The organism is Micromonospora sp. DT68, from assembly GCF_049847245.1.
In the GTDB taxonomy this organism is placed as follows: domain Bacteria; phylum Actinomycetota; class Actinomycetes; order Mycobacteriales; family Micromonosporaceae; genus Micromonospora; species Micromonospora profundi.
This window is the reverse complement of sequence record NZ_JBNCNZ010000016.1, coordinates 134,926-159,504: the sequence shown is the minus strand read 5'-3', so window position 1 is coordinate 159,504 and position 24,579 is coordinate 134,926. Positions and strand designations below refer to the sequence as shown.

At 71.1% G+C, this 24,579-nt stretch carries 19 protein-coding genes and 1 pseudogene; 15 read left to right on the top strand and 5 right to left on the bottom strand.

Annotated elements, in window-relative coordinates:
• Positions 1 to 218: 218 nt before the first annotated feature.
• Positions 219 to 1,856, bottom strand: coding sequence for a ribosomal protection-like ABC-F family protein (abc-f, locus tag ACPXB1_RS24920; protein WP_355597620.1), 1,638 nt, complete (start codon positions 1,854 to 1,856; stop codon positions 219 to 221).
• Positions 1,857 to 2,114: 258 nt separating this feature from the next.
• On the opposite strand from abc-f, the gene ACPXB1_RS24915 reads away from it, so the two are divergent.
• The gene (locus tag ACPXB1_RS24915; protein WP_355597618.1) at positions 2,115 to 2,507 is read left to right on the top strand and encodes a type II toxin-antitoxin system RelE/ParE family toxin; all 393 of its coding nucleotides are present in this window, start codon (positions 2,115 to 2,117) and stop codon (positions 2,505 to 2,507) included.
• Complete coding sequence (locus ACPXB1_RS24910; RefSeq protein ID WP_355597616.1) at positions 2,507 to 2,821, top strand: transcriptional regulator; 315 nt, start codon at positions 2,507 to 2,509, stop codon at positions 2,819 to 2,821. The genes ACPXB1_RS24915 and ACPXB1_RS24910 overlap by 1 nt, the downstream gene beginning before the upstream one ends.
• Positions 2,822 to 2,829: 8 nt before the next feature.
• Here ACPXB1_RS24910 and ACPXB1_RS24905 read toward each other — a convergent pair whose 3' ends face one another.
• Together ACPXB1_RS24905 and ACPXB1_RS24900 are read right to left on the bottom strand one after the other, a co-directional pair.
• Positions 2,830 to 3,522, bottom strand: a complete 693-nt coding sequence (locus ACPXB1_RS24905) for a response regulator (protein WP_355597614.1) — start codon at positions 3,520 to 3,522, stop codon at positions 2,830 to 2,832.
• Positions 3,519 to 5,105, bottom strand: a complete 1,587-nt coding sequence (locus ACPXB1_RS24900; protein WP_355632144.1) for a sensor histidine kinase — start codon at positions 5,103 to 5,105, stop codon at positions 3,519 to 3,521. The genes ACPXB1_RS24905 and ACPXB1_RS24900 overlap by 4 nt, the downstream gene beginning before the upstream one ends.
• Positions 5,106 to 5,186: 81 nt before the next feature.
• Between ACPXB1_RS24900 and ACPXB1_RS24895 the strand changes: the two genes are divergently transcribed.
• The 7 genes and pseudogenes from ACPXB1_RS24895 (at position 5,187) to ACPXB1_RS24865 (ending at position 15,740) form a co-directional block, all read left to right on the top strand.
• Positions 5,187 to 6,578 (top strand): cation:dicarboxylate symporter family transporter, encoded by a 1,392-nt coding sequence (locus ACPXB1_RS24895; protein WP_425735852.1) that lies wholly within the window; start codon positions 5,187 to 5,189, stop codon positions 6,576 to 6,578.
• 361 nt (positions 6,579 to 6,939) lie between these two features.
• Positions 6,940 to 7,164: a hypothetical protein gene (locus ACPXB1_RS24890; protein ID WP_425735851.1), complete on the top strand. Its 225-nt coding sequence runs from the start codon at positions 6,940 to 6,942 to the stop codon at positions 7,162 to 7,164.
• Between the two features lie 302 nt (positions 7,165 to 7,466).
• Complete coding sequence (locus ACPXB1_RS24885; RefSeq protein ID WP_425735850.1) at positions 7,467 to 9,692, top strand: protein kinase domain-containing protein; 2,226 nt, start codon at positions 7,467 to 7,469, stop codon at positions 9,690 to 9,692.
• Between the two features lie 402 nt (positions 9,693 to 10,094).
• A pseudogene (locus ACPXB1_RS24880) lies at positions 10,095 to 11,129 on the top strand (serine/threonine-protein kinase); the annotation flags it as partial.
• Positions 11,130 to 11,144: 15 nt separating this feature from the next.
• Complete coding sequence (locus tag ACPXB1_RS24875; RefSeq protein ID WP_425735856.1) at positions 11,145 to 12,353, top strand: RICIN domain-containing protein; 1,209 nt, start codon at positions 11,145 to 11,147, stop codon at positions 12,351 to 12,353.
• 118 nt (positions 12,354 to 12,471) lie between these two features.
• Complete coding sequence (locus ACPXB1_RS24870; protein ID WP_425735849.1) at positions 12,472 to 14,634, top strand: FUSC family protein; 2,163 nt, start codon at positions 12,472 to 12,474, stop codon at positions 14,632 to 14,634.
• 68 nt (positions 14,635 to 14,702) lie between these two features.
• Positions 14,703 to 15,740 (top strand): aminotransferase class V-fold PLP-dependent enzyme, encoded by a 1,038-nt coding sequence (locus tag ACPXB1_RS24865; RefSeq protein ID WP_425735848.1) that lies wholly within the window; start codon positions 14,703 to 14,705, stop codon positions 15,738 to 15,740.
• Positions 15,741 to 15,746: 6 nt separating this feature from the next.
• Here ACPXB1_RS24865 and ACPXB1_RS24860 read toward each other — a convergent pair whose 3' ends face one another.
• Positions 15,747 to 16,919: an acyl-CoA dehydrogenase family protein gene (locus ACPXB1_RS24860; RefSeq protein WP_355597584.1), complete on the bottom strand. Its 1,173-nt coding sequence runs from the start codon at positions 16,917 to 16,919 to the stop codon at positions 15,747 to 15,749.
• A gap of 99 nt (positions 16,920 to 17,018) precedes the next feature.
• On the opposite strand from ACPXB1_RS24860, the gene ACPXB1_RS24855 reads away from it, so the two are divergent.
• Genes ACPXB1_RS24855 through ACPXB1_RS24845 form a run of 3 tightly spaced genes read left to right on the top strand, consistent with a single transcriptional unit; the run spans position 17,019 to position 20,362 of the window.
• Positions 17,019 to 17,684 carry a TetR/AcrR family transcriptional regulator gene (locus ACPXB1_RS24855; protein WP_355597582.1) on the top strand — a complete coding sequence of 222 codons (666 nt, stop codon included), beginning with the start codon at positions 17,019 to 17,021 and terminating at the stop codon, positions 17,682 to 17,684.
• A 54-nt stretch (positions 17,685 to 17,738) separates the two neighbouring features.
• Complete coding sequence (locus ACPXB1_RS24850) at positions 17,739 to 19,193, top strand: aldehyde dehydrogenase family protein (protein ID WP_425735847.1); 1,455 nt, start codon at positions 17,739 to 17,741, stop codon at positions 19,191 to 19,193.
• Complete coding sequence (locus tag ACPXB1_RS24845; protein ID WP_355597578.1) at positions 19,190 to 20,362, top strand: zinc-binding dehydrogenase; 1,173 nt, start codon at positions 19,190 to 19,192, stop codon at positions 20,360 to 20,362. The genes ACPXB1_RS24850 and ACPXB1_RS24845 overlap by 4 nt, the downstream gene beginning before the upstream one ends.
• A gap of 15 nt (positions 20,363 to 20,377) precedes the next feature.
• Here ACPXB1_RS24845 and ACPXB1_RS24840 read toward each other — a convergent pair whose 3' ends face one another.
• Entirely contained in the window at positions 20,378 to 21,235 is an 858-nt protein-coding gene (locus tag ACPXB1_RS24840; RefSeq protein ID WP_425735846.1) for an SPFH domain-containing protein, read from the bottom strand.
• A 150-nt stretch (positions 21,236 to 21,385) separates the two neighbouring features.
• On the opposite strand from ACPXB1_RS24840, the gene ACPXB1_RS24835 reads away from it, so the two are divergent.
• The 3 genes from ACPXB1_RS24835 (at position 21,386) to ACPXB1_RS24825 (ending at position 24,579) form a co-directional block, all read left to right on the top strand.
• Entirely contained in the window at positions 21,386 to 22,051 is a 666-nt protein-coding gene (locus tag ACPXB1_RS24835) for a transcriptional regulator (RefSeq protein ID WP_425735845.1), read from the top strand.
• A gap of 339 nt (positions 22,052 to 22,390) precedes the next feature.
• Complete coding sequence (locus ACPXB1_RS24830; protein ID WP_355597572.1) at positions 22,391 to 23,959, top strand: MFS transporter; 1,569 nt, start codon at positions 22,391 to 22,393, stop codon at positions 23,957 to 23,959.
• 11 nt (positions 23,960 to 23,970) lie between these two features.
• Complete coding sequence (locus ACPXB1_RS24825; RefSeq protein ID WP_425735844.1) at positions 23,971 to 24,579, top strand: TetR/AcrR family transcriptional regulator; 609 nt, start codon at positions 23,971 to 23,973, stop codon at positions 24,577 to 24,579.

The window sequence follows — 24,579 nt, the reverse complement described above, 5'->3', positions numbered from 1 at the left end:
ACCCATGGGGAGTGGTACACCTCGGGTCAGTACTCACTCGGACCGGTCGACAGCCGCCTGGTCCTCGGCCGCTGGTAACAACTACAGCGGCACCGGATGAATCGGCCCGGACGGGCCGGACGCCACTGGCGTCCGGCCCGTCCGGTGCTCCATACCGTCGCCGGTGCTACGAGAGGAGTCCGGTAGATCCTCCCCGGGCCGACGACCCGGGAGCCGGCTCAATCCCGGTCGGGGGCCGCGATCTCCCGTAGCTGGCCGTCGGCCAGCCGCAACCAGCGCTGCACGCCGATCTCGGCGAGGAACCGTTCGTCGTGGCTGACCACCACGAACGCCCCCTGGTACGCCGACAGCGCGCTCTCCACCTGCGCCACGCTCACGAGGTCCAGGTTGTTTGTCGGCTCGTCGAGCAGCAGCAGTTGCGGTGCCGGCTCGGCGCAGAGCACGCAGGCGAGCGTGGCGCGCAGCCGCTCGCCGCCGGAGAGCACCCCGACGGGCAGGTTCACCCGCGAGCCCCGGAACAGGAACCGGGCGAGCAGGTTCAAGCGCTTGGCGTCGGGCAGGCTCGGCGCGTACGCGGCGAAGTTCTCTGCCACCGTACGGTCGAGGTCCAGCAGGTCCAGCCGCTGTGACAGGTACGCGATCCGCCCGTCGGCCCGACGGATGTCACCTCCGGCGGGTTCGAGGTCGCCGTTGACGAGGCGCAGCAGTGTCGACTTGCCGACGCCGTTCGCCCCGGTGAGCGCGATCCGCTCCGGCCCCCGGATCACCAGATCGGCGCCGTCGCCGCCGAACAGTTCCCGGTCGTCGAAGCGGGCCCGCATGCCCCGGCCGGAGAAGACAGTGCGTCCACCCGGGACTGTGGTGTCCGGCAGGTCCACGACGATCCGGTCGTCCTCGCGTACCGCCCGGCCGGCCTCATCCAGGCGGGCCTTGGCCTGGCCGAGCCTGGCCGAGTGCGTCTCCTGCGCCCTGCCTGCCGACTCCTGCGCACTGCGCTTGAGCCCGCCGGCCACGATCCGGGCCAGCCCGGCGCTCTTCAGGTTCTTGGATGCGTTGCTGGCCCGCCGGTCGGCGCGTTCGCGGGCCTGCTGCATCTCGCGCTTCTCCCGCTTGACCTCCTGCTCGGCGTTGCGCAGGTTGCTCTCGGCCACCTCCCGCGCCGCCTGCACCGCCTCGGTGTACGCGGTGAAGTTGCCCCCGTACCAATTGATCTCGCCATGGTCCAGTTCGGCGATGCGGTCCATCCGGTCAAGCAGCTCCCGGTCGTGGCTTACCAGCAGCAGGCACCCGGTCCAGTCGGTGAGCACGTCGTACAGCTTGTGCCGGGCGTCCAGGTCGAGGTTGTTCGTGGGTTCGTCGAGCAGCAGCACGTCCGGGCGGCGCAGCAGTTGCGCCGCCAGGCCGAGGGAGACGACCTGACCGCCGCTGAGCGTGTGCAGCGGCCGGTCGAGCGACAGCTCGCCCAGGCCGAGGCGGTTCAGTTCGGCGCGGGTGCGCTCCTCGATGTCCCAGTCGTCGCCGATGGTGGCGAAGTGTTCCTCGCTGGCGTCGCCGGCCTCGATGGCGTGCAGGGCGGCGATCCGCTCGGCCACACCGAGCACCTGCGCCACTGTCAGATCGCCGGCCAGGGGCAACGTCTGCGGGAGGTAGCCGAGCAGGCCGTCGACGGCGACGCTGCCGCCCGACGGCGTCAACTCCCCGGCGATCAGCCGCAAGAGGGTGCTCTTGCCGGCGCCGTTGGGCGCGACAAGCCCGGTGCGACCGCCCGGGACGGTGAAGGACAACTCCGAGAAGACCGGGGTGTCGTCCGGCCAGGAGAAGGACAGGTTCGAGCAGACGATGAACGCATCAGACATGCGAGTGACCTCGGAAGGTGGGGCGTGCCAGAGCCGCCCGACAACGACAGGGGACCGGTGAAGCGATATGGCCACGGCGGCTGCGCGGACGCGCGCCGAGCCGGTGGCCGAACATGTCCGGTATCACCCGGAGATGTCGTCGTCACCTGCCATGTCTGGTCTCCCTGGTCGTACCGCTAACCCAACGCGGCCGAGTCTAACAACGGATCGGACCTGCTGCCTGAGACCAAGTTGTATAGGCTGAGCTATAGTTTGCTCATGTCCCATGAGCCGCCACGCCGTTGGGCGATCAGGACGACCACGGACGTCCGCGACTGGTTGCGATCCCTGCGCCTGACGGACCCGGCGACCTATCGGTCGGTCAACGTGGCGATCGACATGCTTGCTGAAACCGGCCCAGGCCTAGGGCGGCCCCTGGTCGACACGCTCAGAGGGTCGAGCATCAGCAACCTCAAGGAACTCCGACCAAGGTCTGGAAGGGACGTCGCCGTTCGAGTGCTGTTCGTCTTCGATCCCTGGTCCCAGGCAGTGCTGTTGGTGGCCGGTAACAAGGCAGGGGATTGGAATCGATGGTACGAGAAAGCGATTCCGGTCGCTGAGATTGCGTACGAGGGCTGGCTTGCCTTCGAGAGGAAGCGGAGGGAGAGCTGATGAGCCAATTCCATGACTGGGACGACATCCGAGCTGACCTGCACGACGGAGACGATGAGGCGCTCGACGCAGAACGCGCCCGCACCGAGGCGTGGATCAACGCGTTCCATCTCGCCGAGGAGCGCAAGCGGCTGGGTCTGACCCAACGGCAGGTGGCCGAGCTGATGGGCGTCACGCCTGGCCGCGTGAGCCAGATCGAGAACGGCGACTTGGAGGCCAACGAGGTCGCGACGCTGAGCCGATACGCGCGTGCACTGGGAGCGCGGATGCGGATCATCTTCGACTACGGTGACGACCTCCGTCAGATCGCCTGACCTGTCGGTCACCGGGGGCGGTATTCGACCTCGGGGCGGCCGGGGGTGCCGTAGCGAGGGCTGCGGACCACCCGGTCGATGGTCGCGAGGTATTCCAGGTAGCGGCGGGCGGTCACCCGGGAGATCCCGGTCAACGCGCTGACCTCCGTCGCCGACAGCCCCGCCCGCGTGCGGGTCCCGTCGAGCAGTGCGCCGCGTACCCGGTCGAGGGTCTGCGCGTCGAGCCCCTTGGGCAGGCTGTGCCCGGCGGTGCCGCGCAGGGTGGCGAACATCTGGTCCACCTCGTGCTGGGCGGCGACCTCGCCGTCGGCGAGGGCCTGCGCGCGGTAGTCGGCGTAGCGTTCCAGCTTGTCGCGGAACGCCGCGAACGTGAACGGCTTGAGCAGGTAGTGCGTCACCCCGAGGGACACCGCCGTGCGCACCACCGCGAGGTCCCGCGCGGACGTCACCGCCAGCACGTCCACGCTGCTGCCCGCGGCCCGCAGCGCCCGGCAGACGTCCAGGCCGTGCAGATCGGGCAGCCGAAAATCGAGGAGTACGAGGTCCACGTCGTCGCCGCCCGCGCGCAGGGCCGCCATCGCCGCCTGCGCGGTGTGCGCCACCCCGACGACCACAAAACCGGGAACCCGTTCGGTGTACGCGCTATGCGCCTCGGCCAGCAGCGGCTCGTCCTCGACGACAAGCACCCGGATGGCGGTCATCGGCGTGCCCCGACGACAGGCATCCGGACTGTGAAGAGGCTGCCGCCGTCGTCGGAGCGGCCCACCTCGTAGCGGCCACCGTGTCGGCGTACCACCTGACCGACAAGCGCCAGGCCGAGACCCCGGCCGGTGCTCTTTGTGGACCAGCCGCGGCGGAACGCGTCCGCGACCCGCTCGGGGGCCAGTCCGGGGCCGCTGTCGGCGACCCGTACCACCAACTCGTCGTCGACCTCGCCGACGAAGACCCGCACCCGGCGCGGCGCGGGTGTGCCGGCCACCGCCTCCAGGGCGTTGTCGACAAGGTTGCCGACAACTGTCAGCAGGTCACCGGTCGGCAGGGGACTGTCGTCGAGGCGGCACTCCGGCTCGATCACCAGGTCCACCCCGCGCTCACTCGCCTGCGCCGACTTGCCGAGCAGCAGCGCGGCCAACGCCGGCTCGGTCACCGCGCCGACCACCCGGTCGGTCAGTTGCTGGGCGAGGGCCAGGTCGCGGGTGCCGAGCCGCACTGCCTCCTCGGTGCGGCCCAGCTCCACAAGGGTCAGTACGGTGTGCAGCCGGTTCGCCGACTCGTGGGTCTGCGCCTGCAACGCCTCGGTCAGCGCCCGTACCGAATCCAGCTCACTGGCCAGCGTGCGCAGCTCGGTCTGGTCGCGCAGGGTCAGCACGGTGCCGAGCGTCGCGCCCTCGAAGCGGGTGGTCCGCTGGTTGGCCACGAGCACCCGGTCACCGGCGAGAATCGGCTCGTCGCGGGCATCGCGCCCGGAGGCGAGCAGCTCGGCCACCGCAGGCGGCAGGTCGATCCCGGCGACCGGCTGGTCGGTCACCTGCGCGTCGGCGTCGAGCCCCAGCAGCCGGCGCCCCTCGTCGTTGACCAGGGCCACCCGCCGGTCGGTGGTCAGCACCACGAGACCCTCGCGTACCGAGTGCAGGACGGCGTCGTAGTACTCGTACATCCGGGTCATCTGCGCCGGGCCGAGGCCGTGTGTCTGGCGGCGCAGCCGGCGACTGAGCAGCCAAGAACCGGTCGCGGCGAGCGCGAGAGCCGGGACCGCCACACCGAACAGCACCGGCAGTTGGGCGAGCAGCTTACGGTCGATCGCTCGGGTGGTGATGCCCACCGATACGAGGCCGACGATGCGCCGCTGGTCGTCGTACACCGGAACGACAGCGCGCACCGACTCGCCGAGCGTGCCGACGTTGGTGACGGTGAAGGGACGGCCCGCCAGGGCGGGCTCGATCTCCCCAACGAACGGCTGGCCGATCAACTCCCGGGTCGGGTGTGAGAAGCGGGTCCGGTCGGGGGCCATCACGACCACGAAGTCGGTGCCCGTCGCCAGTCGCGTCGATTCGGCGTACGGCTGGAGGATGCTTGCCGGGTCGGCGGTCGTGAGGGCCGCGCGGACGTCGGGGGAGCGCGCCACGGTCTGCGCCACCGACAGCACCTCCTCCTGCGCGGCCTGGCGGGAGTCGCTGCGGGCCAGCCAGACGGCGCCCGCCGCGCCGGCCAGCACGAGCAGCGTCACCACCACCGCCTGGAGGGCGAACAGTTGCCCCGCGATGCTCCACTGTCGTCGGGCCACCTCGCCACCTCCTCGGTGTCTCGCGGTGAACAGAATGACCGCAAGGCTGTCAACGGGTGAGACGCGCTTCACATTGTCGACATGGACACCACCGACTCCGCCACCGCACCGGCACCGCCGGCCCGTCGGGACCGTACCCGCTACCTCTACCTGGCCGTCATCGTGGCCGTGCTGGCCGGCATCGTGGTCGGCCTCGTCGCCCCCGAGTTCGGCAAGGAACTCAAGCCGATCGGCACCGGCTTCGTCAACCTGATCAAGATGATGATCAGCCCGGTCATCTTCTGCACCATCGTGCTCGGCGTCGGCTCCGTCCGGCAGGCCGCGAAGGTCGGCAAGGTCGGCGGCCTCGCCCTCGGCTACTTCCTCACCATGTCGACAGTCGCGCTCGCCATCGGCCTGGTGGTCGGCAACCTCATCCACCCAGGCTCCGGCCTGGACCTGGGACCGGACCTCGCCGACGCGGGCAAGGCCGCCGCCGGTGACGAAGCCGGGAGTACGGCGGACTTCCTGCTCGGGATCATCCCGACCACGCTGCTGTCTGCGCTCACCGAGGGCGAGGTGCTCCAGACGCTGCTGGTTGCCCTGCTTGTCGGCTTCGCCGTGCAGGCCATGGGCCGGCGAGGTGAGCCCGTGCTCGGCGCGATCACCGTCATCCAGCGGGTGGTCTTCAAGGTTCTCGCCATGATCATGTGGTTGGCCCCGGTCGGCGCGTTCGGCGCCATGGCGGCAGTGGTCGGCGCTACCGGCGTGGACGCCCTCAAGAGCCTCGCGCAGATCATGCTGGGCTTCTACGCGACCTGCCTGATCTTCGTGCTGGTGGTCCTCGGCGCGCTGCTCTGGTTCATCGCCCGGATCTCGATCTTCTCGCTGCTGCGCTACCTGGGCCGGGAGTTCCTGCTGATCCTGTCGACCTCCTCATCGGAGTCGGCGCTGCCCCGGCTCATCGCGAAGATGGAGCATTTCGGTGTGAGCAAGCCGGTCGTCGGCATCACGGTCCCCACCGGGTACTCGTTCAACCTGGACGGCACGGCCATCTACCTGACAATGGCGTCACTGTTCATCGCCGACGCGCTGGGCAAGCCGCTGTCGGTCGGCGAGCAGATCTCGCTGCTGCTCTTCATGATCATCGCTTCGAAGGGTGCCGCAGGAGTCACCGGCGCCGGGCTGGCGACGCTCGCCGGCGGGTTGCAGTCGCACCGCCCGGACCTCGTCGACGGCGTCGGGCTGATCGTCGGCATCGACCGGTTCATGTCCGAGGCGCGGGCGCTCACCAACTTCGCCGGCAACGCCGTGGCGACGGTGCTGGTGGGGACCTGGACCGGGGAGTTCGACCGGGAGCGGGCGGCCGGGGTGCTACGCGGCGACGACCCCTTCGACGAGGCGACAATGCTCGACGAGCATGACGACGAGGACGAGTCGGCGGCGCGGCGACCGGACGAGAAGTCGACCGTGCCAGCCGGCTCGCCAGCCTGAGACGCGGCTCGGGCGACCCCGGGGCGCGCGGGCCGACGCGCCAGCGCCCCGGGGCCACGAGCGGTACCGGGCACCCGCTGACAGCCTTGTCCAAACGATTCTCAGGCGACGGTACAGCGGAGTGCTTGACTGCTCAAATTCTTGGAGGTAATGTCGTCCATCAATCAAACAAACCTCCGAGAGGTGTCCCGTGCGATTGAAATCCATTGCCGTCTCGGCAATCATGGCAGGCCTCGTGGCCACTGCCCCCGCTGCTTCGGTGGCAGCTCAAGAGGCCTCCGACGAGGCGTGGCCGCCCGGAAACTGCCAGCCTGGCACATTCTGCGTCTGGCCCAACTGGGCATTTCCCGAGCCCGCTCCCGTGGAAACGCCGTCCCTTGTGACCAACAACGAATGGTCAGGCAGCGTCCCGGCACTGACGTACTACAACTACACGTCCCGAAACGTCGACATGGAATTCGTCTACACGTGGCCCGACGGCTCGACCACCACCCGTACGACCTGCGTCCCCCGTGGTGGCAACATCTTCTATGTGCCGATGGCAGTCACAAAGTTGACGTGGCACGCGGGCGCCTGCTCGGCCTGAGGTGCGCGCCCGGCGCTTGATCTGTTGACGACATCAGCGCGACAGTGCTGGGTGTCGGAGGTTCTTCCGTCGGCAGCGAGCGGATCAGATGCGGACGGCATTGCGAGCCTGGGAACGCTTATCGTGCGGGCGGGATGTACGTGTCGGTAACATTGCGGTGGGCGATTGCGGCAGGTTGATAGGGAAGTTCGGGCGGAATCCCGGAAGTTCATTCCTGAGAGCACTTTGTGACAAACGCAACTGTCGCTAATCTACCGGCTCAAGGAATTGGGTGCGTAAACAACGCCCGGTACCTTCCTGACGTGCCTGATGCTCCTCGACAGTTGATCGCCGATCGTTACCGACTGGTACGCCCGCTCGGCCAGGGCGGGATGGGCCGCGTGTGGCAGGCCCGTGACGAGATGCTCGAGCGGGACGTGGCCATCAAGGAGCTGGTGGCCCCGCCCGGCCTGCCGGACGACGAGCGTCGGGAGATGCGCGAACGGTCGATGCGCGAGGCGCGGGCCGTCGCCCGGTTGGGCCATGTCAACGTGGTACGCGTCTTCGACGTGCTGTACTCCGGCGACGACCCGTGGATCGTGATGGAGCTTGTGCCGTCCCGGTCCCTGCACCAGGTCCTCGAAGCCGAGGGGCCGATGCCGGTGGCCCGCGCCGCGCGGATCGGGCTGGGCGTGCTCGATGCGCTGCGGGCAGCGCACCAGGCCGGTGTGCTGCACCGGGACGTCAAGCCCGCAAATGTGCTGCTCGCCGACGACGGTCGGGTGGTGCTCACCGACTTCGGGCTGGCCACCCTTCCCGGCGATCCGCGGGTGACCCAGACCGGAATGGTGCTCGGCTCACCTGCGTACCTCGCACCGGAGCGGGCCACCGACGGAGACGTCGGCCCGGCGGCCGACCTGTGGTCGCTCGGCGCCACCCTCTACGCGGCGGTCGAGGGCCGTACCCCGTACCAACGCTCGTCTCCGATGGCGATGCTTGCCGCGCTCGCCACCGAGATGCCCGCGCCGGCCGAGCGCGCCGGCCAACTGGCCCCGCTTCTGGAAGGACTGCTGCGGCGGGAGCCGGATCAGCGGATCAGCGCCGAGGAGGCGGATCGTCTGCTGCGGCAGGCCGCCGACTCCGCCGACCCGACGAGCGAAGACGACCAGGTCGAGCAGCCTGGCCAGGTCGAGCAGGCTGACCCGGTCGAGCAGACCGGCCAGGTCGAGCAGGCTGGTCCGGTCGCCGGGGGCGATCCGAGTGGCCCGCCGGGGCCGGCCACGCCGGTGGCGATGATCAACGCCGGCGACGGTACGCCCACGATGATCGTGCCCGAGTTCGTCACCGTCGAGTCCGGTCGGCCGGTCCAGCCGGAGGCCGGTCCGACCGGGAGTCCGGCTCGTCGGCGTCGCGGCTGGCTTGTCGGCTCGATCGCCGCTGCCGTGCTGGCCGTGCTGCTGGCGAGCGCGTCGCTGCTGAACCTCGGGTTGCCCGGGGGACAGGACCCGGCGGCGGCCCCGCCCGCCGACGCCTCACCTGTTGCCGAGGCGCCGGTCGCCAGGGTGCTGCCGCCGCCGCCCGCCGGGTGGCACTACCACCGCGACGATCCCCGGTTCCTCGTACCGGTGCCGGACGGCTGGCAGCCACTGCGCGACGGTCAACGGGTCGAGTTCCGCGAGCCGGGCGGCAGTCGCCGGCTCGTCCTTGACGAACTCCGGCCGGTCCCCGCCGACCTGGTCGCGGAGCTGCGGGCCGGGGAGAAGTCGGAACGTCAACGGTACGCCGACTACCAGCGGGTCACGCTCACCGCGCTCGACTATCGGGTGCGGGCCGCCGAGTGGGAGTGGACGTACACCGACGCCGACGGAACGCCGCTGCGCGCGACGAGCCGGGCGTTCGTCGACCGCAACGGGCACGCGTACACCATCGGGTGGACCACCTCGGACGCCGAATGGGCGGCTAGCCGGGGGATTGTCGCGCTGGTCACTGATGGTTTCCAGGGTCTGCCGGCGACGTCTGGGCCGCCGTCCGGGTCCGCCGCAGCCCCGCCGGCCGCGGGTACGGCGCAGCCGTCGGCAAAGCCGGGCGGCGGGTCGACGGCTGCCTCTGGCAAGCCGGGGCAGCAACCCTCGGCGCCGGCGTCGCCGACGCAGGCCAGCGCGCCCGCCGGGAAGCAGATCGTCAGTTTCGCCAGCGGCCGGTGCATCGACATCCCGGAGGGCAAGGCCACCGCCGGTGCCCGCCTCCACATCTGGGACTGCCACCGGACCGCCAAGCAACTGTGGACGTTTCCCGCCGACGGCACGGTCCGGTCGATGGGTAAGTGCCTGGACGTCGCCGGCCAGTCCACCGCCGACGGCGCTGCCGTCCTGCTGGCCGACTGCACCGGCGCCGCGTCCCAGAAGTTCACCCTCAACAAGGCCCACGACCTGGTGAACGTCCGGGCGGACAGATGTGTCGACGTGCTCGACGGGAACCAGTACAACGGCGCGCGGTTGCAGATCTGGCAGTGCACGGGCAACGCCAACCAGAAGTGGCGGGCCAGCTGAGCGCTGACTCGGGGCGCTTTCGATGGTTACGGTCGTGGATGCCGAGGTGTCGCCCGGGAACCCTGCTCCGGGCGCTGCGGCTCAGCCTGGTCGCTCGGAGCAGGCCTTATCGCGCGTCGCGATGAACGAATCGCCATTTCTTCCCCGTCTGATGCGGGTTCTACCGTCCACACGCGACACAACGCGGCGATGTGAATCGGTCGGGACGCTGTGGATCCGATTGTTTCCGTATTCAGGTCCGGGTAGTTGATCTACGTGTCGGTAGCATTGCGCTGGGCGACAATGCGGGTGTCCATCGTGGATCCGATCGGCCGTCGATTCATCGTGTGACATACGTAACTGTCGGGTTTTGACGTACCGCAGAAATTGGGCGTGCAATCACGGCCGGGTACGTTCCCTGTCGTGCCCGACGCCTCCCGACAGTTGATTGCCGATCGTTACCGGTTGGTCCGTCCGCTCGGTCAGGGCGGGATGGGTCGCGTGTGGCAGGCCCGGGACGAGATGCTTCGACGGGACGTGGCCATCAAGGAGTTGGTGGCGCCGCCCGGCCTGCGCGACGACGAACGCCGGGAGATGCGGGAACGGTCCATGCGCGAGGCGCGGGCCGTCGCCCAACTGGGCCATGTGAACGTGGTGCGCGTCTTCGACGTGCTGCACTCGGGCGACGACCCGTGGATCGTGATGGAACTCGTTCCGTCCCGCTCTCTGCACGAGGTGCTCGAAGCCGAGGGGCCAATGCCGGTGGCCCACGCCGCGCGGATCGGGCTGGGTGTGCTGGGTGCGCTGCGGGCGGCACATCGGGCCGGCGTGTTGCACCGGGACGTGAAACCGGCCAACGTGCTGCTCGCCCATGACGGCCGGGTGGTGCTTACCGATTTCGGGCTGGCCACGCTCCCCGGCGACCCACGGATGACCCAGACCGGCATGGTGCTCGGCTCACCGGCGTACCTCGCTCCCGAGCGGGCCACCGACGGCGAGGTCGGCCCGGCTGCCGACCTGTGGTCGCTCGGCGCCACCCTCTACGCGGCGGTCGAGGGGCGCACCCCCTACCAACGCTCGTCTCCGCTTGCGACGCTGGCGGCGCTCGCCACCGAGGCGCCACCGCCTCCGCAGCGGGCCGGTCACCTGACCCCGCTCCTGGAAGGGCTGCTGCGTCGGGACCCGGATCGGCGGATCAGCGCCGAGGAGGCCGATCGCCTCCTGCGGTACGCCGCAGACCAGGCCGACCGGTCCGCCCCGGTCGCGGCCGCGGGCCCGCAGGCCGCCGCGTCGGGACCGGCTGCGCCGTTCACACGGATCGACACCGGCGACGGTACGCCCCGAGCGATCGTGCCCGAGTTCGTCACCTCCGGGTCCGGCAGGCCGGTCGACCCGTCGACCAGCCAGCCGGCGAGCGCCACGTCACCGCGTCCCGGCGCCACAACGGACTCGTCGCCGGTGGTTTCCGCGACGATGTCCGGGGCCATCCCGACCTCCCCGGCTGTCGAGGCCGTCGCGCCGCCGGAGAGTGCGGCCGGTCCGACCAGCGGCCCGGCACGTCGGCGTCGCGGTTGGCTGGTCGGCTCGATCGCTGCTGTCGTGCTGGTCGTGCTGGTCGTGAGTGTGTCGCTGCTGAGTGGCCGGCCATTCGGTGAGACGGCGGCGCCCGCCGCCGATTCCTCACCCGTCGCCGAGGAACCGGTGTCCCAGGTGCTGCCGCCGCCATCGGCCGGCTGGCGCTACCACCGGGACGACCCTCGGTTCATGGTGCCGGTGCCGGACGGGTGGCGGTCACAGCGCGTCGGCGGGGCTGTCGAATTCCGCGAGCCGGGCGGTAGCCGGCGGTTCGTCCTCGACGAACTCCGGCCGATCCCCGCCGACCTGGTCGCCGAGTTGCGCACCCGGGAGAAGTCGGAACGTCAGCGGTACGCCAGTTACCAGCGGGTTCGGCTCGCCGCGCTGAAGTACCAGGTGCGGGCCGCCGAGTGGGAGTGGACGTACACCGATGCCGACGGCACGGCGATGCGCGCGTCGAGCCGCGTCTTCGTCGACCGCAACGGGCACGCGTACACGATCGGCTGGAGCACCTCGGACGCCGAGTGGTCGATCAGCCAAGGGGTCTTCGCGCTGATCACGGACGGCTTCCAGGGGCTGCCGCCACCCGGCGCCACGCCGTCCGGGTCGGCGAGTGCCCCGGCCGGAGGTGCGGGACGCCCGTCGCCCCGGCCGGGCAGCGGATCCACTGACGGTGCGGGGAAGCCCTCCGCGACGGCGGCGTCATCCAGTGCCCCGGTCCGGCCGGCCGGCACCAAGCAGATCGTCGGCCAGGAGAGCGGCCTCTGCCTCACCGGCGGCGAACGCGACGGCGTTCGGGCCACGATGCGCAAGTGCCAGGAGGTACGCAACCAGTGGTGGTCCTTCGCGTCCGACGGCACCGTCCGGGCGAACGGCCTCTGTCTGGACGTCGCCTGGGGTGAGAAGCGCGACGGCGCTCCCGTGCAGTCGGCCCACTGCACCGCAGTGCCCGCCCAGAAGTGGGAGTGGATCGAGAAGAATGGACGCGCTGCCCTCTTCAACCGGTACAGCGACAAGTGCCTGGACATCGACGGTCAGACGGCTGGCGCGCCGATGGTGACCTGGATCTGCGTGTCCAACCCGAAGCAGACGTTCAGCCAGCGCTAGTCCGGTCGGCAGCCGGAATTGCCGTACCAACCGGGCGAATCACAGCGAAAGCCGACGCGGCCGGGCAAGATGGTCAACCGGGAGACAGGAGCGTGGCGACGAACCCGGGGGAGCAGGCGTGGTCGGAACCAGCCTCCTGGACCGACTGCGCCACCGACCGGACAGCAGAGCCGTCCTGGGGCGCGCGGCACGGCTGACCCTCGTGGCGTCCGTCGTCTTCTACGCCTGCCGGTACGGTGCGGGAAGTCCCGTGCTCGCCACGTACGGCCTGTTCGGGGTGATCGCCGCCGGATCATTCGCCCGGTTGCCCGGCCCGGCGTCGCAGCGGGCGCGGATCCTGCTTCTGTCACTGCCGGTGGTGTGGGCCCTGATCGTGGCGGGCTCGCTGCTGGCGTGGAGCACCTGGGCGGCTGCCGGCGGGATGCTCGTCGTCGGATTCGTGGTGGCGTTCGCCGGCGTCGGCAACCCGCGCCTCGTGGGGCTGGCCAGCGCCTTCCAACTCTTCTACATCCTGGCGTCCTTTCCGCCGTACCAGCCGGACACCCTCCCGCAGCGCCTCGGCGGGGTCACCTTCGCCGTCGTGCTGCTCGCCGTGGCCGAGGTGCTGCTCTGGCCCGATCCGGTGCCCGTGTCGTACCGGCAGCGGCTCACCAGCGCGGCGGACGGCGTCGCGGCCTTCCTCGACGACACCGCCGACACGCTCACCGGCCTGGCCGGTGGTCAGGGCGGCTTGCGCGAGCGGGCGTACGACGCGGTGGCCGCGCTCGACCTGGCCCGTAACCCACCGGAGTGGGCGCCGACGGCGGCGGGGGCGCAGGACCGGGGGTTGCGGACCTGCGCTGCGGCGTTGCGGGAGGTGCTTGCCGAGGCGGAGCGGCTGGCGGCGGACGCGCCGGCGGAGCCGATCCCGGACCTGGACGCCGCGCGGCTGCTGCACGCCTGCGCCGCGACGACCCGGGCCGCCGGCCGCGACCTCGCGCCGGGTGCCCCGCCGGTCGACCTCGGTGACCTGGACGCCGCGATCGGGCGGGCCGAGACGGCGTACCCCGGTGGTGCCGGTCGCGTCGCGGCGGACGTGGCCCGTCTGTGTCGGGACGCGACAGCGCTGGCCCTCGCGGACAGCGCGCGGGTCTTCGCCGTCGGCACGCGGGTGGCGGTCGGTGCGCGGCCCGACGGTGGGGACGCCTATGCGGGGCTGTTCGAGTACGCGCACCGCCGACCGTGGACGCTGTACCGGCGGCAGTTCCTCGCCCACCTGGCACCGCGGTCCGCTCACCTGCACAGCTCGCTGCGGCTCGCCGTGGCGCTTGCCGTCGCCCGGGTGGCCGCCGGCGTCCTGAACCTCACCCACGGGTTCTGGGTCCTGCTGGCAACCCTCACCGTCCTGCGGACGTCGGCGGTGGACACCCGCGTCGCGTTGCGGCCCGCAGTGCTGGGCACCGTCGTCGGCGCGGTGGTCAGCGGCCTGGTGATGTTCGCCGTCAACGACCCGGTCGTGTACGCCGTCGTCCTGCCGATCACCCTCATCCTGGCGTTCGGCGCCGGTGGCCTGCTGGGTCCGCTCTGGCAGCAGGCACTGTTCACGGTGCTGCTGACGGTCGTCTTCGCCCAGCTCAGCTCCGAGGGGTGGCGGCTGGCCGAGACCCGCCTTGTCGACGTCCTGCTCGGTGCCGTGATCGGCGTGCTCGCCGGCGTCGCGCTGTGGCCGCGCGGGGCGAGCCGCGATCTTCGGCGCAACGCCGCCGGCTACCTGCGGGCCAGCGGGAACGCTGTCGAGCGGACCGTCGAGGCGGTGCTCGGCTCAGCAGCCCATCCCGGCCCGGCCATCGATGAGGTGCGCCGACGGATGATCCTCGTCGACTCGTCGTACTGCCAGTTCCGCTCCGAGCGCCACGACCCGGGCAGGCAGCCGGTGAGCTGGGACATCGTCCTCAGCGCCGGGCACCACGTGGTGCCTGGCGCCGAGTCGCTGCTGCGCCGAAACCCGCCCGGCTGTCTGGCCGGCTGGCCCGAGGCCGCGGCACTGCTGCGGGACACGGCACGGCACCTGCATTCGGCGTACGGGGACCTGGCCGGCGCTGTGGCACACGACCGGGTTGCGGCCCCGATGCCCACCCCGGGTGACTGTGTGGACGAGCTGAATCGGGTCCGTCCACTGCTCGGGGCAGCCGACCCTGCCTCGGTGCGGCACCTGGTGGAGGTCGACAGGTGGCTCGCCGGCCTCGCCGCCAGTCTGGCCCGGACGCGCCCGAGCACCTCCGTCGGATCGCACGCGCGGTGAGCGCGCCGCAGGCCGCCTCTCGCCGATTGGCCATGCCCGACCGGCGGCTGCGCGCCTAGCGTCAGGACATGGAGATCGAGCAGGCGCAGCAGTTGTGGAAGCCGGAGCCCGGCTGGTTGAACACCGCCTCCTACGGGCTGCCGCCCGAACCGGCGTGGACGGACCTTCAGGAGGCCCTCGCCGCGTGGCGCGTCGGCGGCACGTCCTGGGAGGGCTGGGGCGACTCCGTGCAGCGCTCCCGCACCGTGTTCGCCGGTCTCATCGGCGTGCCGGACAGCGACGTGGCCGTCGGCGTCACCGTCTCCCAGCTACTCGCCCCGGTCGCGGCGGCACTGCGCCCGGGGGCGACGGTGGTGGTGCCCGAGGTGGAGTTCACCTCGAACCTCTTCCCGTGGCTGGTGCAGGAGGAGCGCGGCGTCACGGTCCGCACCGTGCCCCTGGACAGGGTTGTCGACGCGATCGACGCCGACACCGACCTGGTCGCGTTCAGCCTCGTGCAGTCCGCCGACGGGTCCATCGCGGCGTACGACGAGATCGTGGCGGCGGCCCGCGCACACGACGCGCTTGTGGTGGTGGACGCAACCCAGGCGTGCGGGTGGCTGCCGTTCGACGGGAGCCGCGCCGACGTGGTGGTGGTGGGTGGCTACAAGTGGCTGATGAACCCGCGCGGCACCGCGTACGCCTATCTGGCCCCCGCCCTGCGCGACCGGCTGCGCCCCGACGCCGCGGGCTGGTACGCGGGCCGTGACCCACACGCCTCCTACTACGGCCCGCCCCTGCGGCTTGCCGACGACGCCCGCCGGTTCGACATCTCGCCGGCCTGGTTCAGCTGGGTCGGCGCGGCACCCGCCCTGGAGGTGGTCGCCGACATCGGCGTGCCGGCGATCCAGGCGCACAACGTGGCGCTGGCCAACCGGTTCCTGACCGGGCTGGGCCGGCCAGCGGGTGCCAGCGCCATCGTCAGCGTCGACGTGCCCGGCGCGGAGGAACGCCTGGCCGCGGCCGGCATCCGGGCGGCGGTCCGCGCCGGACGGGTGCGCGCCTCGTTCCACATCTACTCCACCGAGGCCGACGTGGACGCGGCACTCACCGCGTTGACGGGCTGATCCAGGTCAGGCGAGATGACCGCCGATCTTCGTGTAGCCCCGCAGCAGGTCCCGCGAGATGATCAGGCGCTGCATCTCGTCGGTGCCCTCGAAGATCCGGTACAGGCGGACCTGCCGGTACCAGCGCTCGATGGGAAGTTCCCGGGTGTAGCCCATGCCGCCGTGGATCTGGAGCACCCGGTCGACCACCCGGTTGACCATGCCCGCGCCGTACAGCTTGCCCATCGACGAGGCGTGCCGGGGGTCCAGGCCCTGGTCGACGGTCCAGGCCGAGCGCAGCACCAGCCAGCGGGCCGCCTCCAACTCGGTCTCCGAGTCGGCGATCATCCACTGGATGGCCTGGTTGGTGCCGATCTTCGCGCCGAAGGTCTCCCGGGTGTTGGCGTAGTCGATGGCCATCTGCAGGGCCCGCTCGGCGATGCCGATGGCGTGCGACGGAATGGTGTAGCGGCCCTTGCCGATCCATTCCATGCCCAGCGTGAAGCCCTGCCCGATCTCACCGAGGATGTTGCGGTGCGGCACGCGTACGCCGTCGAAGATCAGCGACGCCGGGCCGCCCTCGCCCATGGTCTGGATGAACTCCGACCGCCAGCCCATCGTCCGGTCGACCAGGAACGCGGTGGCACCTCCGTTGCGGGCGCCCTTCTCCCGGTCGGTCACCGCGACGACGATCGCGAAGTCGGCGTCGTGGCCGCCGGTGATGAATGTCTTCTCGCCGTCGAGGATCCAGTCGTCGCCGTCGCGGCGGGCGGAGAACCTGATGTTCGCCGCGTCCGAGCCGGCCCCCGGCTCGGTGATCGCGAAGCAGGACCGTCGCTCGCCCTCGATCGTCGGGACGAGGAACTCCTGCTTCTGCTCCTCGGTGGCGTGGAACAGAATGTTGTCGGCCTCGCCGCCGAAGCGGAACGGCACGAACGTGCGACCCAGTTCCGTCCAGATCAACGACTGGAGCACCGCAGGAAGGTTCATGCCGCCGTACTCCTCGGGGGTGGCCAGGCCCCAGAAGCCGAACTTGCGCGCCTTGAGTTGCAGCTCGCGCACCTCGGAGTGGTCCAGGCCCGGCTGGTGTGCCCGCTCCCGGCGGAGCACCTCCGCCTCCAGCGGCATCACCTCGCGCTGGATGAACGACCGGACGGTGTCCCGTACCGCCCGCTCCTCGTCGGTGAGCGAAAAGTCCACGGTGATCCTCCTGGCGTGAGCGCTGGCGGTTTCCTCTAAACTAGCGCTGCAAGTTTTACCGCGTCCAGACCCCCGCGGCCGAGACACCCGAGGAGCGCAGTGCCCCGACCCCGCCAGCCCCGGCTCACCCGGCAGCTGATCGTCGAGACCGCCACCGCGCTCATCGACGCCGACGGGCTGCCGGCGTTCTCCACCCGCCGGCTCGCCGCCGAGCTGGGCGTGCGCGGCCCGTCGCTCTACAACCACTTCGCCACAAAGGACGAGATCCTCGACGCGGTCGCCGACACGGTCATCGGCGTGGTCGACACCAGCGGCTTCGCCAGCCGGGACTGGGTCGCCGCGCTGCGCGAGTGGGCCTGGTCGTACCGGCGGGCGCTCACCGCGCACCCGAACATCGTGCCGTACCTCGCGCAGGGTCCGGGCCGGCGACCGGCCGCCCTGGCCATGGCCGACGCGGTCTACGGCGGACTGGTACGCGCCGGGTGGCCGCCGGCGCGGGCCACCCACATCGGGGCGGCGGTGCGGTACTTCGTGGCCGGGTCGGCGCTCGGTTCCTTCGCCCGGGGCTTCGTCGAGGACCCCGAGCTGTACGCCGCCCACTACCCCCACCTGAACCAGGCGCACCGGCTCGCCGAGCACCAGCAGAGCGTGGACGAGGGCGCCTTCGCCCTCGGCCTGGACGCGCTGCTGCACGGCCTCGCCGCCGAGTACGCCCGCAGCATCGCTCCCCTCGACCCGGTGGAGTCCGCCCGGCCCAGCGGGTAGCGTCCAAACTCCCAGCGCTAGTTTCAGCACCACCGCCCACCCCGAAGGGACGACATGGACCTCGCCGCCCCGCCCACGCAGCTGCCCGATGCCCTGCGCCTGCGGCGCCACATGCACATCGGCGGCGAGTGGACGTCCCCCGCCGGCACCGACGCGATCGACGTGGAGAACCCGAGCACCGGCGACCTCGTCGGGCAGGTGCCCGCCGGTACGGCCGCCGATGTGGACGCCGCCGTCGCCGCTGCCCGCGCCGCCTTCCCGGGCTGGGCAGCCACCGCACCCGCCGAACGATCCGCGCACCTCGACCGGCTGCACACGGCGCTCGCCGCGCGCGCCGACGACCTCGCCCGCACCATCGCCGTCGAGCTGGGCGCACCGCTCAAGCTCGCGACCCGGGTGCAGGTCGCGCTGCCGCTGACAGTCCTGCGCGACCATGTCGCCCTCGCCGCCCGCCCTCCGGTCGAGGAGAGCATCGGCAACTCCCTCGTCGTCCGCGAACCAGTAGGCGTCGTCGGCGCGATCACCCCGTGGAACTATCCGCTGCAGCAGGTGATGGCCAAGCTGGCGCCCGCGCTGGCCGCCGGCTGCACCGTGGTGCTCAAGCCCAGCGAGCTGACCCCGCTGACGGCGTACCTGCTCTTCGACGCCGTCACCGAGGCAGGGCTCCCACCGGGTGTGCTCAACCTGGTGCCGGGCACCGGCGCGGTCGTCGGCGAGGCGCTCGCCGGGCACCCAGACGTCGACCTGGTGTCGTTCACCGGTTCGACAGTGACCGGAAAGAGGGTCATGCAACTCGCCGCCGACCGGATCGCCCAGGTCGCGCTGGAGCTGGGCGGCAAGTCCGCCAACGTGATCCTTCCCGACGCCGACCTGGCCACCGCCGTCAAGGTCGGGGTCGGCAACGCCCTGCTCAACTCCGGCCAGACCTGCACGGCGTGGACCCGGATGCTCGTGCACCGCGACCGCTACGACGAGGCGTTGGAACTGATCGCCACGGCGGTGGCCGGCTACCGGCTCGGTGACCCGTTCGACCCGTCCACCCGGCTCGGTCCACTGGTCTCCGCCGCCCAGGTCGAGCGGGTCCGCGGTCACGTCGAGCGGGCACTGGCCGACGGCGCTCGGCTGGTCGCCGGAGGCCTCGACGCGCCGGTCCCCGCGCAGGGCCACTTCGTCGCACCGACAGTCTTCGCCGACGTCCACCCGGACAGCGCGCTCGCCCAGGAGGAGGTCTTCGGACCGGTGCTCGCCGTGATCCCGTTCGACGACACCGACGAGGCAGTGGCGATCGCCAACAACTCGAAGTACGGGCTGGCCGGCGCGGTGTGGTCCGCCGACCCCGACGCGGCGCTCGCGGTGGCCCGACGACTGCGCACCGGCGCTGTCGACATCAACGGGGCGTCGTTCAACCCGCTCGCCCCGTTCGGCGGCTACAAGCAGTCCGGCCTGGGCCGGGAGTTGGGCGTGCACGGCCTCACCGAGTTCTGCGAGCTGAAGGCGATCCAGCGATGACCGGCCCCGAGCTGACCCCGGCCGCGCCAGCGGGAGGCCCCGAGTCGACCGCCGCGCCAGCAGGCGGCCCTGAGCCGGCGGCCGCGCCGGTCACCGTTCGCGCGCTTGTCGCGCGGGGAGCCGGCGCCGAGCTGCGGGTCGAGCGCGTACGCCTGCCCGCGCCCGGCCCCGGTGAGGTGCGGGTGACGATCGCCGCGGCCGGTGTCTGTCACTCCGATCTGTCCATGGTGAACGGCACGCTGGCCGCGAGGTTCCCGCTGGTGCTCGGCCACGAGGCGACAGGTGTGGTGGCCGAGGCGGGGCCGGGCAGCCAGCTGGAGGTCGGCACGCCAGTGGTGCTCAACTGGGCGCCCGCCTGCCGGACGTGCTGGTGGTGCCGGCACGACCAGCCGTGGCTGTGCGCCGCCAACACCGCTCCGACGGTGCAGCGCGGCACGACCGACGACGGCGAACCGGTACACCTCACCCTCGGCCTCGGCGCGCTCGCCGAGGCGGTGGTGGTGCCCGAGAGCGCCGTCATCGCCATCCCCGCCGGGTTGCCTGCGGAGCGGGCCGCCCTGCTCGGCTGTGCGGTGCTGACCGGCGTCGGCGCTGTCCGCAACACCGCCCGGGTGGCGCCGGGCGAGTCGGTGGCGGTCGTCGGGCTCGGCGGGGTCGGACTCGCGGTGCTCACCGCGGCCCGGCGGGCCGGTGCCACGACGATCCTCGCGGTCGACGTCGCCGAGTCGAAGCGGGAGTTGGCGCTCGCCGCCGGGGCCACCGACTTCCTGCTCTCCGACGACCGCCTCTCCAAGGAGGTACGGGCGCGCACCGAGGGGCGGGGCGTGGACCACTCCTTCGAGTGCGTCGGCCGTGCCGCCACCATCCGGGCTGCCTGGCGGCTCACCCGGCGCGGGGGAGCGGTGACGGTGGTCGGCATGGGCGCCAAGGACGACATGGTGAGCCTCGGCGCGCTGGACATCTTCCACTCCGCGCGGACGCTGCGCTCCTCCGTGTACGGCTCGTCCGACCCGGACCGCGAGGTGCCCGAGTTGGCCGGCGCGGCACTCGACGGGACGCTGGACCTGTCCCCGCTGGTCAGCGGGGTGGTCAGCCTCGACGAGGCGCCGGCGGCGTTCGACCGGTTGGCGCGGGGCGAAGGTGCCCGCTGGGTGGTCAGCCTCGACTGACCACCCGGCCGGCTGTCACTTGCCGGTGACGATGCCCGGGTTGATGCAGAGACCCGGATTGGCGCCGTTCTTCTCGGCGATCTCCAGGCAGCGGGTCACCTTGTCGACCTTCGCGTTGGTCTCGGTGATCTGCTTGGAGATGTCGGCGTTCTTGCGGTCCTGCTCCAGGTTGCGGGTCTGCGCCAGCTTGTCCTGGAACGCCTTGATGTTGCCCTCGGTCTTGTCGTCGTGGTTGACCCGGGTGATGGTCACCGAGAGGATGTCGACGTCCTCGGCGAGCCGACCCTCCGCGCTGCTCTTGATGTTCGCGGCGAACGGCTTCAGGTCGACGTTGAGGTTGCCGGTCTGCGCGTCGATCCGCTCCAGCGGGTTGTACGTGGCGAAGGCGTCGTTCACCGCGCTGTCGAGCTGCACTCCCACCCGCTGGCCCTGGAAGCTCACGAAGTCTCCCTTGTAGTCCATGAACTGCTTCGGCGCGTTCTCCGGCTTGACCTGCCACTCCACGAGCACCTCGACGCACGCGTCGGCGAGCGTGCCGGTGCGCACGCGTACGCAGTTGTTGCCGCCGATGTGGTCGTACTTCTGCCGGCCCGCGTCCCACTCGCCGACCTTCTGCCACGGTGCCACCCACTTCAGGCCCGAACCTGTCACCTCGCCGGTGGGCTTGCCGAAGCTGGTGACGATGCCGACCGAGCGGATGGGCACCGAGTGGGCACTGGAGGCGACGCTGATCAGCACTGTGACGGCGAGCAGGCCGAGCGCCGCCAGGGCGGCCGTCTGCTTCATCGCGTTCTTGGGTGCGACGAGTGCCAGGATGGCGCTGACCGCCATTGCGATGGCGAAGATGATCGCCATGGTGAAGCCGACAGGCATGGGGTGGGGACCTTTCGTTGGGCCGTGTTGATCATCAACATAAGGGGCCCGGTCAAGCCGGCCGTGCCCCGCTGGCCTGCGTGCTCGCTGCGCGCCGCCGGTAAATTCCGCGACGGCGCATCCACCGCGCGTCGTTTCAGCGAACCCCGGATGGAGAACACCGCCTACCCGGGGGTACGTCTGGTGCTGACCGATCCGATGCCGGCGGATGCCGTGGAGACCGCGCACAAGCGCGTCCGGCTGGCCACCGAGGACCTGGACGACAACCGTGTCGCCACGGTGCTGCTGGAGATGGCCGAAGCCTGGGGCGTACCGGCGCTCTGGGAGCAGGTCTGCCGCCCGCTGCTCGCTCAACTGCCGGGGCGTACGCCCGCCGAGATCGCCACCGAGCACGCCCTGTGCGAGGGTGTGCGGGTCGGGTTGGACGTGTACCGCAGGCAGCCCGGCCGGTCATTTCCCACCGGCGGGGTGCTGCTTGCCGGTGCCGAACAGGAGGCGCACTGTCTCGGCCTGCACGCGCTCGCCGCCGCGCTGCGCGAGCACCGCCGCGGCTGCCTGCATCTCGGCCCCGCGCTGCCCTGGCCCGCGCTGACCAGCGCGGTCCACCGGGCCAACCCGCACACCGTCGTGCTCTGGTCGCAGACGCCTGTCACCGGCCGCGCGTACCGTCTGGTGCGCTTCGCCCGCGACTTCCCGCGCCTGCGGGTGTACGGCGCCGGGCCGGGCTGGATCGAGCCGCTCGCCGCGCCGGCGGCCCACCTGGGTACGTTGCCGGCGGCGGTCGCCGCCTGCCTGGAGAAGCCGCGGGCGCGCTGATGTCGTGCCGGCGCGACGGCGATGGCGTCGCGCCGGTGAACTTTCTGCCCGCCTCGGACGGTCAGCGCGGAGGTCGGGCCCGGTCGGTCCACGTCCTTTGCTCTGCTTCAACCCGCGCAACGTTTTTGGGGCGTAACTGTTGCGTGGGTTGAAGCAGTGCAAAGGATGCGAAGGGCTACCTCCAGGGACGGCACTGGGTGGGGGCGATCCGGGCTGGTGACGCCGGTCACATACGATACGGAGCCGTTCCGTATCGAAAATTCGGCGCCTACGCTGTCCCAGTTACGAGTCTGGCCCGTATCGTATTGCGCGACGGGTGAACCGGGGGGAGAACCGGGCATGGAGCTACACAACAACACGGGACATCCGAGGAGGTGGGCGATCCTGGGGGTGCTGGTGATCAGCCTCCTCGTCGTCGTCCTCGACAACACGATCCTCAACGTCGCACTGCGCACCCTGGCCGACCCGGTGCACGGCCTCGGCGCCACCCAGGGCGAGCTGGAGTGGTCCATCAACTCCTACACGCTCGTCTTCGCCGGGCTGCTGTTCACCTTCGGGGTGCTCGGCGACCGATCCGGCCGCAAGCGCTTCCTGATGATCGGTCTGGTGCTGTTCGGGCTGGCGTCGCTGCTCTCGGCGTACGCCCAGAGCCCCGGTCAGCTGATCGCGGCCCGCGCCCTGATGGGGATCGGCGGCGCGGCCATCATGCCTGTCACGCTGTCGATCATCTCCAACGTCTTCGACCCGCGCGAGCGTGGCCGGGCCATCGGCGTGTGGGCCGGCGCGGTCGGGCTCGCGGTGGCGATCGGCCCGATCCTCGGCGGCGCGCTGCTGGAGCACTTCTGGTGGGGCTCGGTCTTCCTGATCAACGTCCCGGTGGTGGCCGCCGGCGTGGTCCTGGTCGCGTTGCTGGTCCCCGAGTCGCGTGACCCGCGTCCCGGCCGGGTCGACCTGCTCGGCGTCGTGCTCTCAGTGGTCGGCCTGGTCGCTCTCTCCTACGGCATCATCGACGGCGGCGAACACGGCTTCGGTCGGCCGGTGGCCTGGGGATCCATCCTGGTGGGCCTCGCCGTGCTGGTTTGGTTCGTGCAGCACGAGCGGCGCAGCGACCACCCGTCGCTTGACGTCCGGCTGTTCAAGGTGCCCCGGTTCGCCGCGCCGGTGGCCATCGTCGGCCTGGTGTTCTTCGCCGCCATGGGCGTGATGTTCTTCAGCTCGTTCTACCTGCAACTGGTGCGCGGCTACAGCCCGCTGCAGACCGGCCTGCTCTTCCTGCCCTTCGCAGGAGCTCAGCTGATCTTCGCGCCGCGCAGCGCCGCCATGGTCCGCCGCTACGGCGGGCGGGCCGTCGCCACCGTCGGGCTGGGGCTGACAGTGGTGTCCCTCGCCGCGTTCGCCTTCATCGGCGCGTCAACCCCGATCTGGATCGTCCTTGTCGTCTTCTTCGTCCAGGGCGTCGGAATGGCCAACATCATGCCTCCGGCCACCGAGTCGATCATGTCGGCGCTGCCCCGGGAGAAGGCAGGTGTCGGCTCCGCGGTGAGCAACACCGTCCGCCAGGTGGCCGGTGCGCTCGGCGTGGCAGTCCTCGGCTCGGTGCTCTCGGCGGTCTACCGCAGCGATGTGGGCGACGCGCTGACCGGCCTGCCGCCACAGGCCCGCGACGCGGCCAACGAGTCGATCTCCGGTGCGTACGCCGCAGCCGGGCAGCTCGGCCCGGCGGCGCCGACGCTGATCTCGGCGGCCAACGACGCCTTCGTGACCGCCATGCACTGGGCGGCCGGCCTCTCCGCTGTGGTCGCGGCGCTCGGCATGCTCGTGGTGCTGCGCTGGATGCCGGGCCGCAACGCCATGACCGACGCCACGACGGCACCCGTCGCCGAACCCGAGTTGGCCGGAACGGCGTAGGTCCGGGAACAATGTCCGACATGAGATCCACTGCCGATGCTCCGCGGTCGCCCGGGCGACCGCGGAGCATCCGCGCCGACGAGGCGATCATCGAGGCCACCCTCGACCTGCTCGCCGAGGGCAGCACCGTCGAGGCACTCTCGATCGAGGCGATCGCCAGCCGCGCCGGGGTCGGCAAGGCCACCATCTACCGCCGCTGGGCCGGCAAGGACGCCCTGCTGCTCGACGCGCTGCGTCGGCTCAAGGGCATCCTGCCGCAGCCGACCGGCCACTCCATCCGGGACGACCTGATCCTGCTCGTCGGCGCGATCGGTAAGAACATCGACCCGCGGGCGGAGAAGATCATGCCGTGTCTGGTGCCGGCGGTGAACCGCAGCACCGACCAGTACCAGCTCTACCAGAACATCATCGCGCCCCGGCGGCAGTTGATGCGCGAGGTGCTCAGGCGCGGCGTCGACGAGGGGGTGCTCCGGGCCGACGTCGACATCGAGGTGACGATGGCGCTGCTCACCGGGCCGATGCTGATCCAGCGGGTGCTGCAGTGGAGCCCGGATCTCAACGAGGTCGACCTGCCGGAGCGGGTCGTCGACGCCGTCCTCGAAGGGATCCGCGCCCGCTGA

Coding starts and splice junctions, on each gene's coding strand:
- ACPXB1_RS24875 (WP_425735856.1), top strand. CDS start 11,145: ATGTCCGGGGCCATCCCGACCTCCCCGGCTGTCGAGGCCGTCGCGCCG.
- ACPXB1_RS24840 (WP_425735846.1), bottom strand. CDS start 21,235: ATGCCTGTCGGCTTCACCATGGCGATCATCTTCGCCATCGCAATGGCG.
- ACPXB1_RS24865 (WP_425735848.1), top strand. CDS start 14,703: ATGGAGATCGAGCAGGCGCAGCAGTTGTGGAAGCCGGAGCCCGGCTGG.
- abc-f (WP_355597620.1), bottom strand. CDS start 1,856: ATGTCTGATGCGTTCATCGTCTGCTCGAACCTGTCCTTCTCCTGGCCG.
- ACPXB1_RS24825 (WP_425735844.1), top strand. CDS start 23,971: ATGTCCGACATGAGATCCACTGCCGATGCTCCGCGGTCGCCCGGGCGA.
- ACPXB1_RS24850 (WP_425735847.1), top strand. CDS start 17,739: ATGGACCTCGCCGCCCCGCCCACGCAGCTGCCCGATGCCCTGCGCCTG.
- ACPXB1_RS24845 (WP_355597578.1), top strand. CDS start 19,190: ATGACCGGCCCCGAGCTGACCCCGGCCGCGCCAGCGGGAGGCCCCGAG.
- ACPXB1_RS24905 (WP_355597614.1), bottom strand. CDS start 3,522: ATGACCGCCATCCGGGTGCTTGTCGTCGAGGACGAGCCGCTGCTGGCC.
- ACPXB1_RS24910 (WP_355597616.1), top strand. CDS start 2,507: ATGAGCCAATTCCATGACTGGGACGACATCCGAGCTGACCTGCACGAC.
- ACPXB1_RS24835 (WP_425735845.1), top strand. CDS start 21,386: ATGGAGAACACCGCCTACCCGGGGGTACGTCTGGTGCTGACCGATCCG.
- ACPXB1_RS24830 (WP_355597572.1), top strand. CDS start 22,391: ATGGAGCTACACAACAACACGGGACATCCGAGGAGGTGGGCGATCCTG.
- ACPXB1_RS24915 (WP_355597618.1), top strand. CDS start 2,115: ATGTCCCATGAGCCGCCACGCCGTTGGGCGATCAGGACGACCACGGAC.
- ACPXB1_RS24895 (WP_425735852.1), top strand. CDS start 5,187: ATGGACACCACCGACTCCGCCACCGCACCGGCACCGCCGGCCCGTCGG.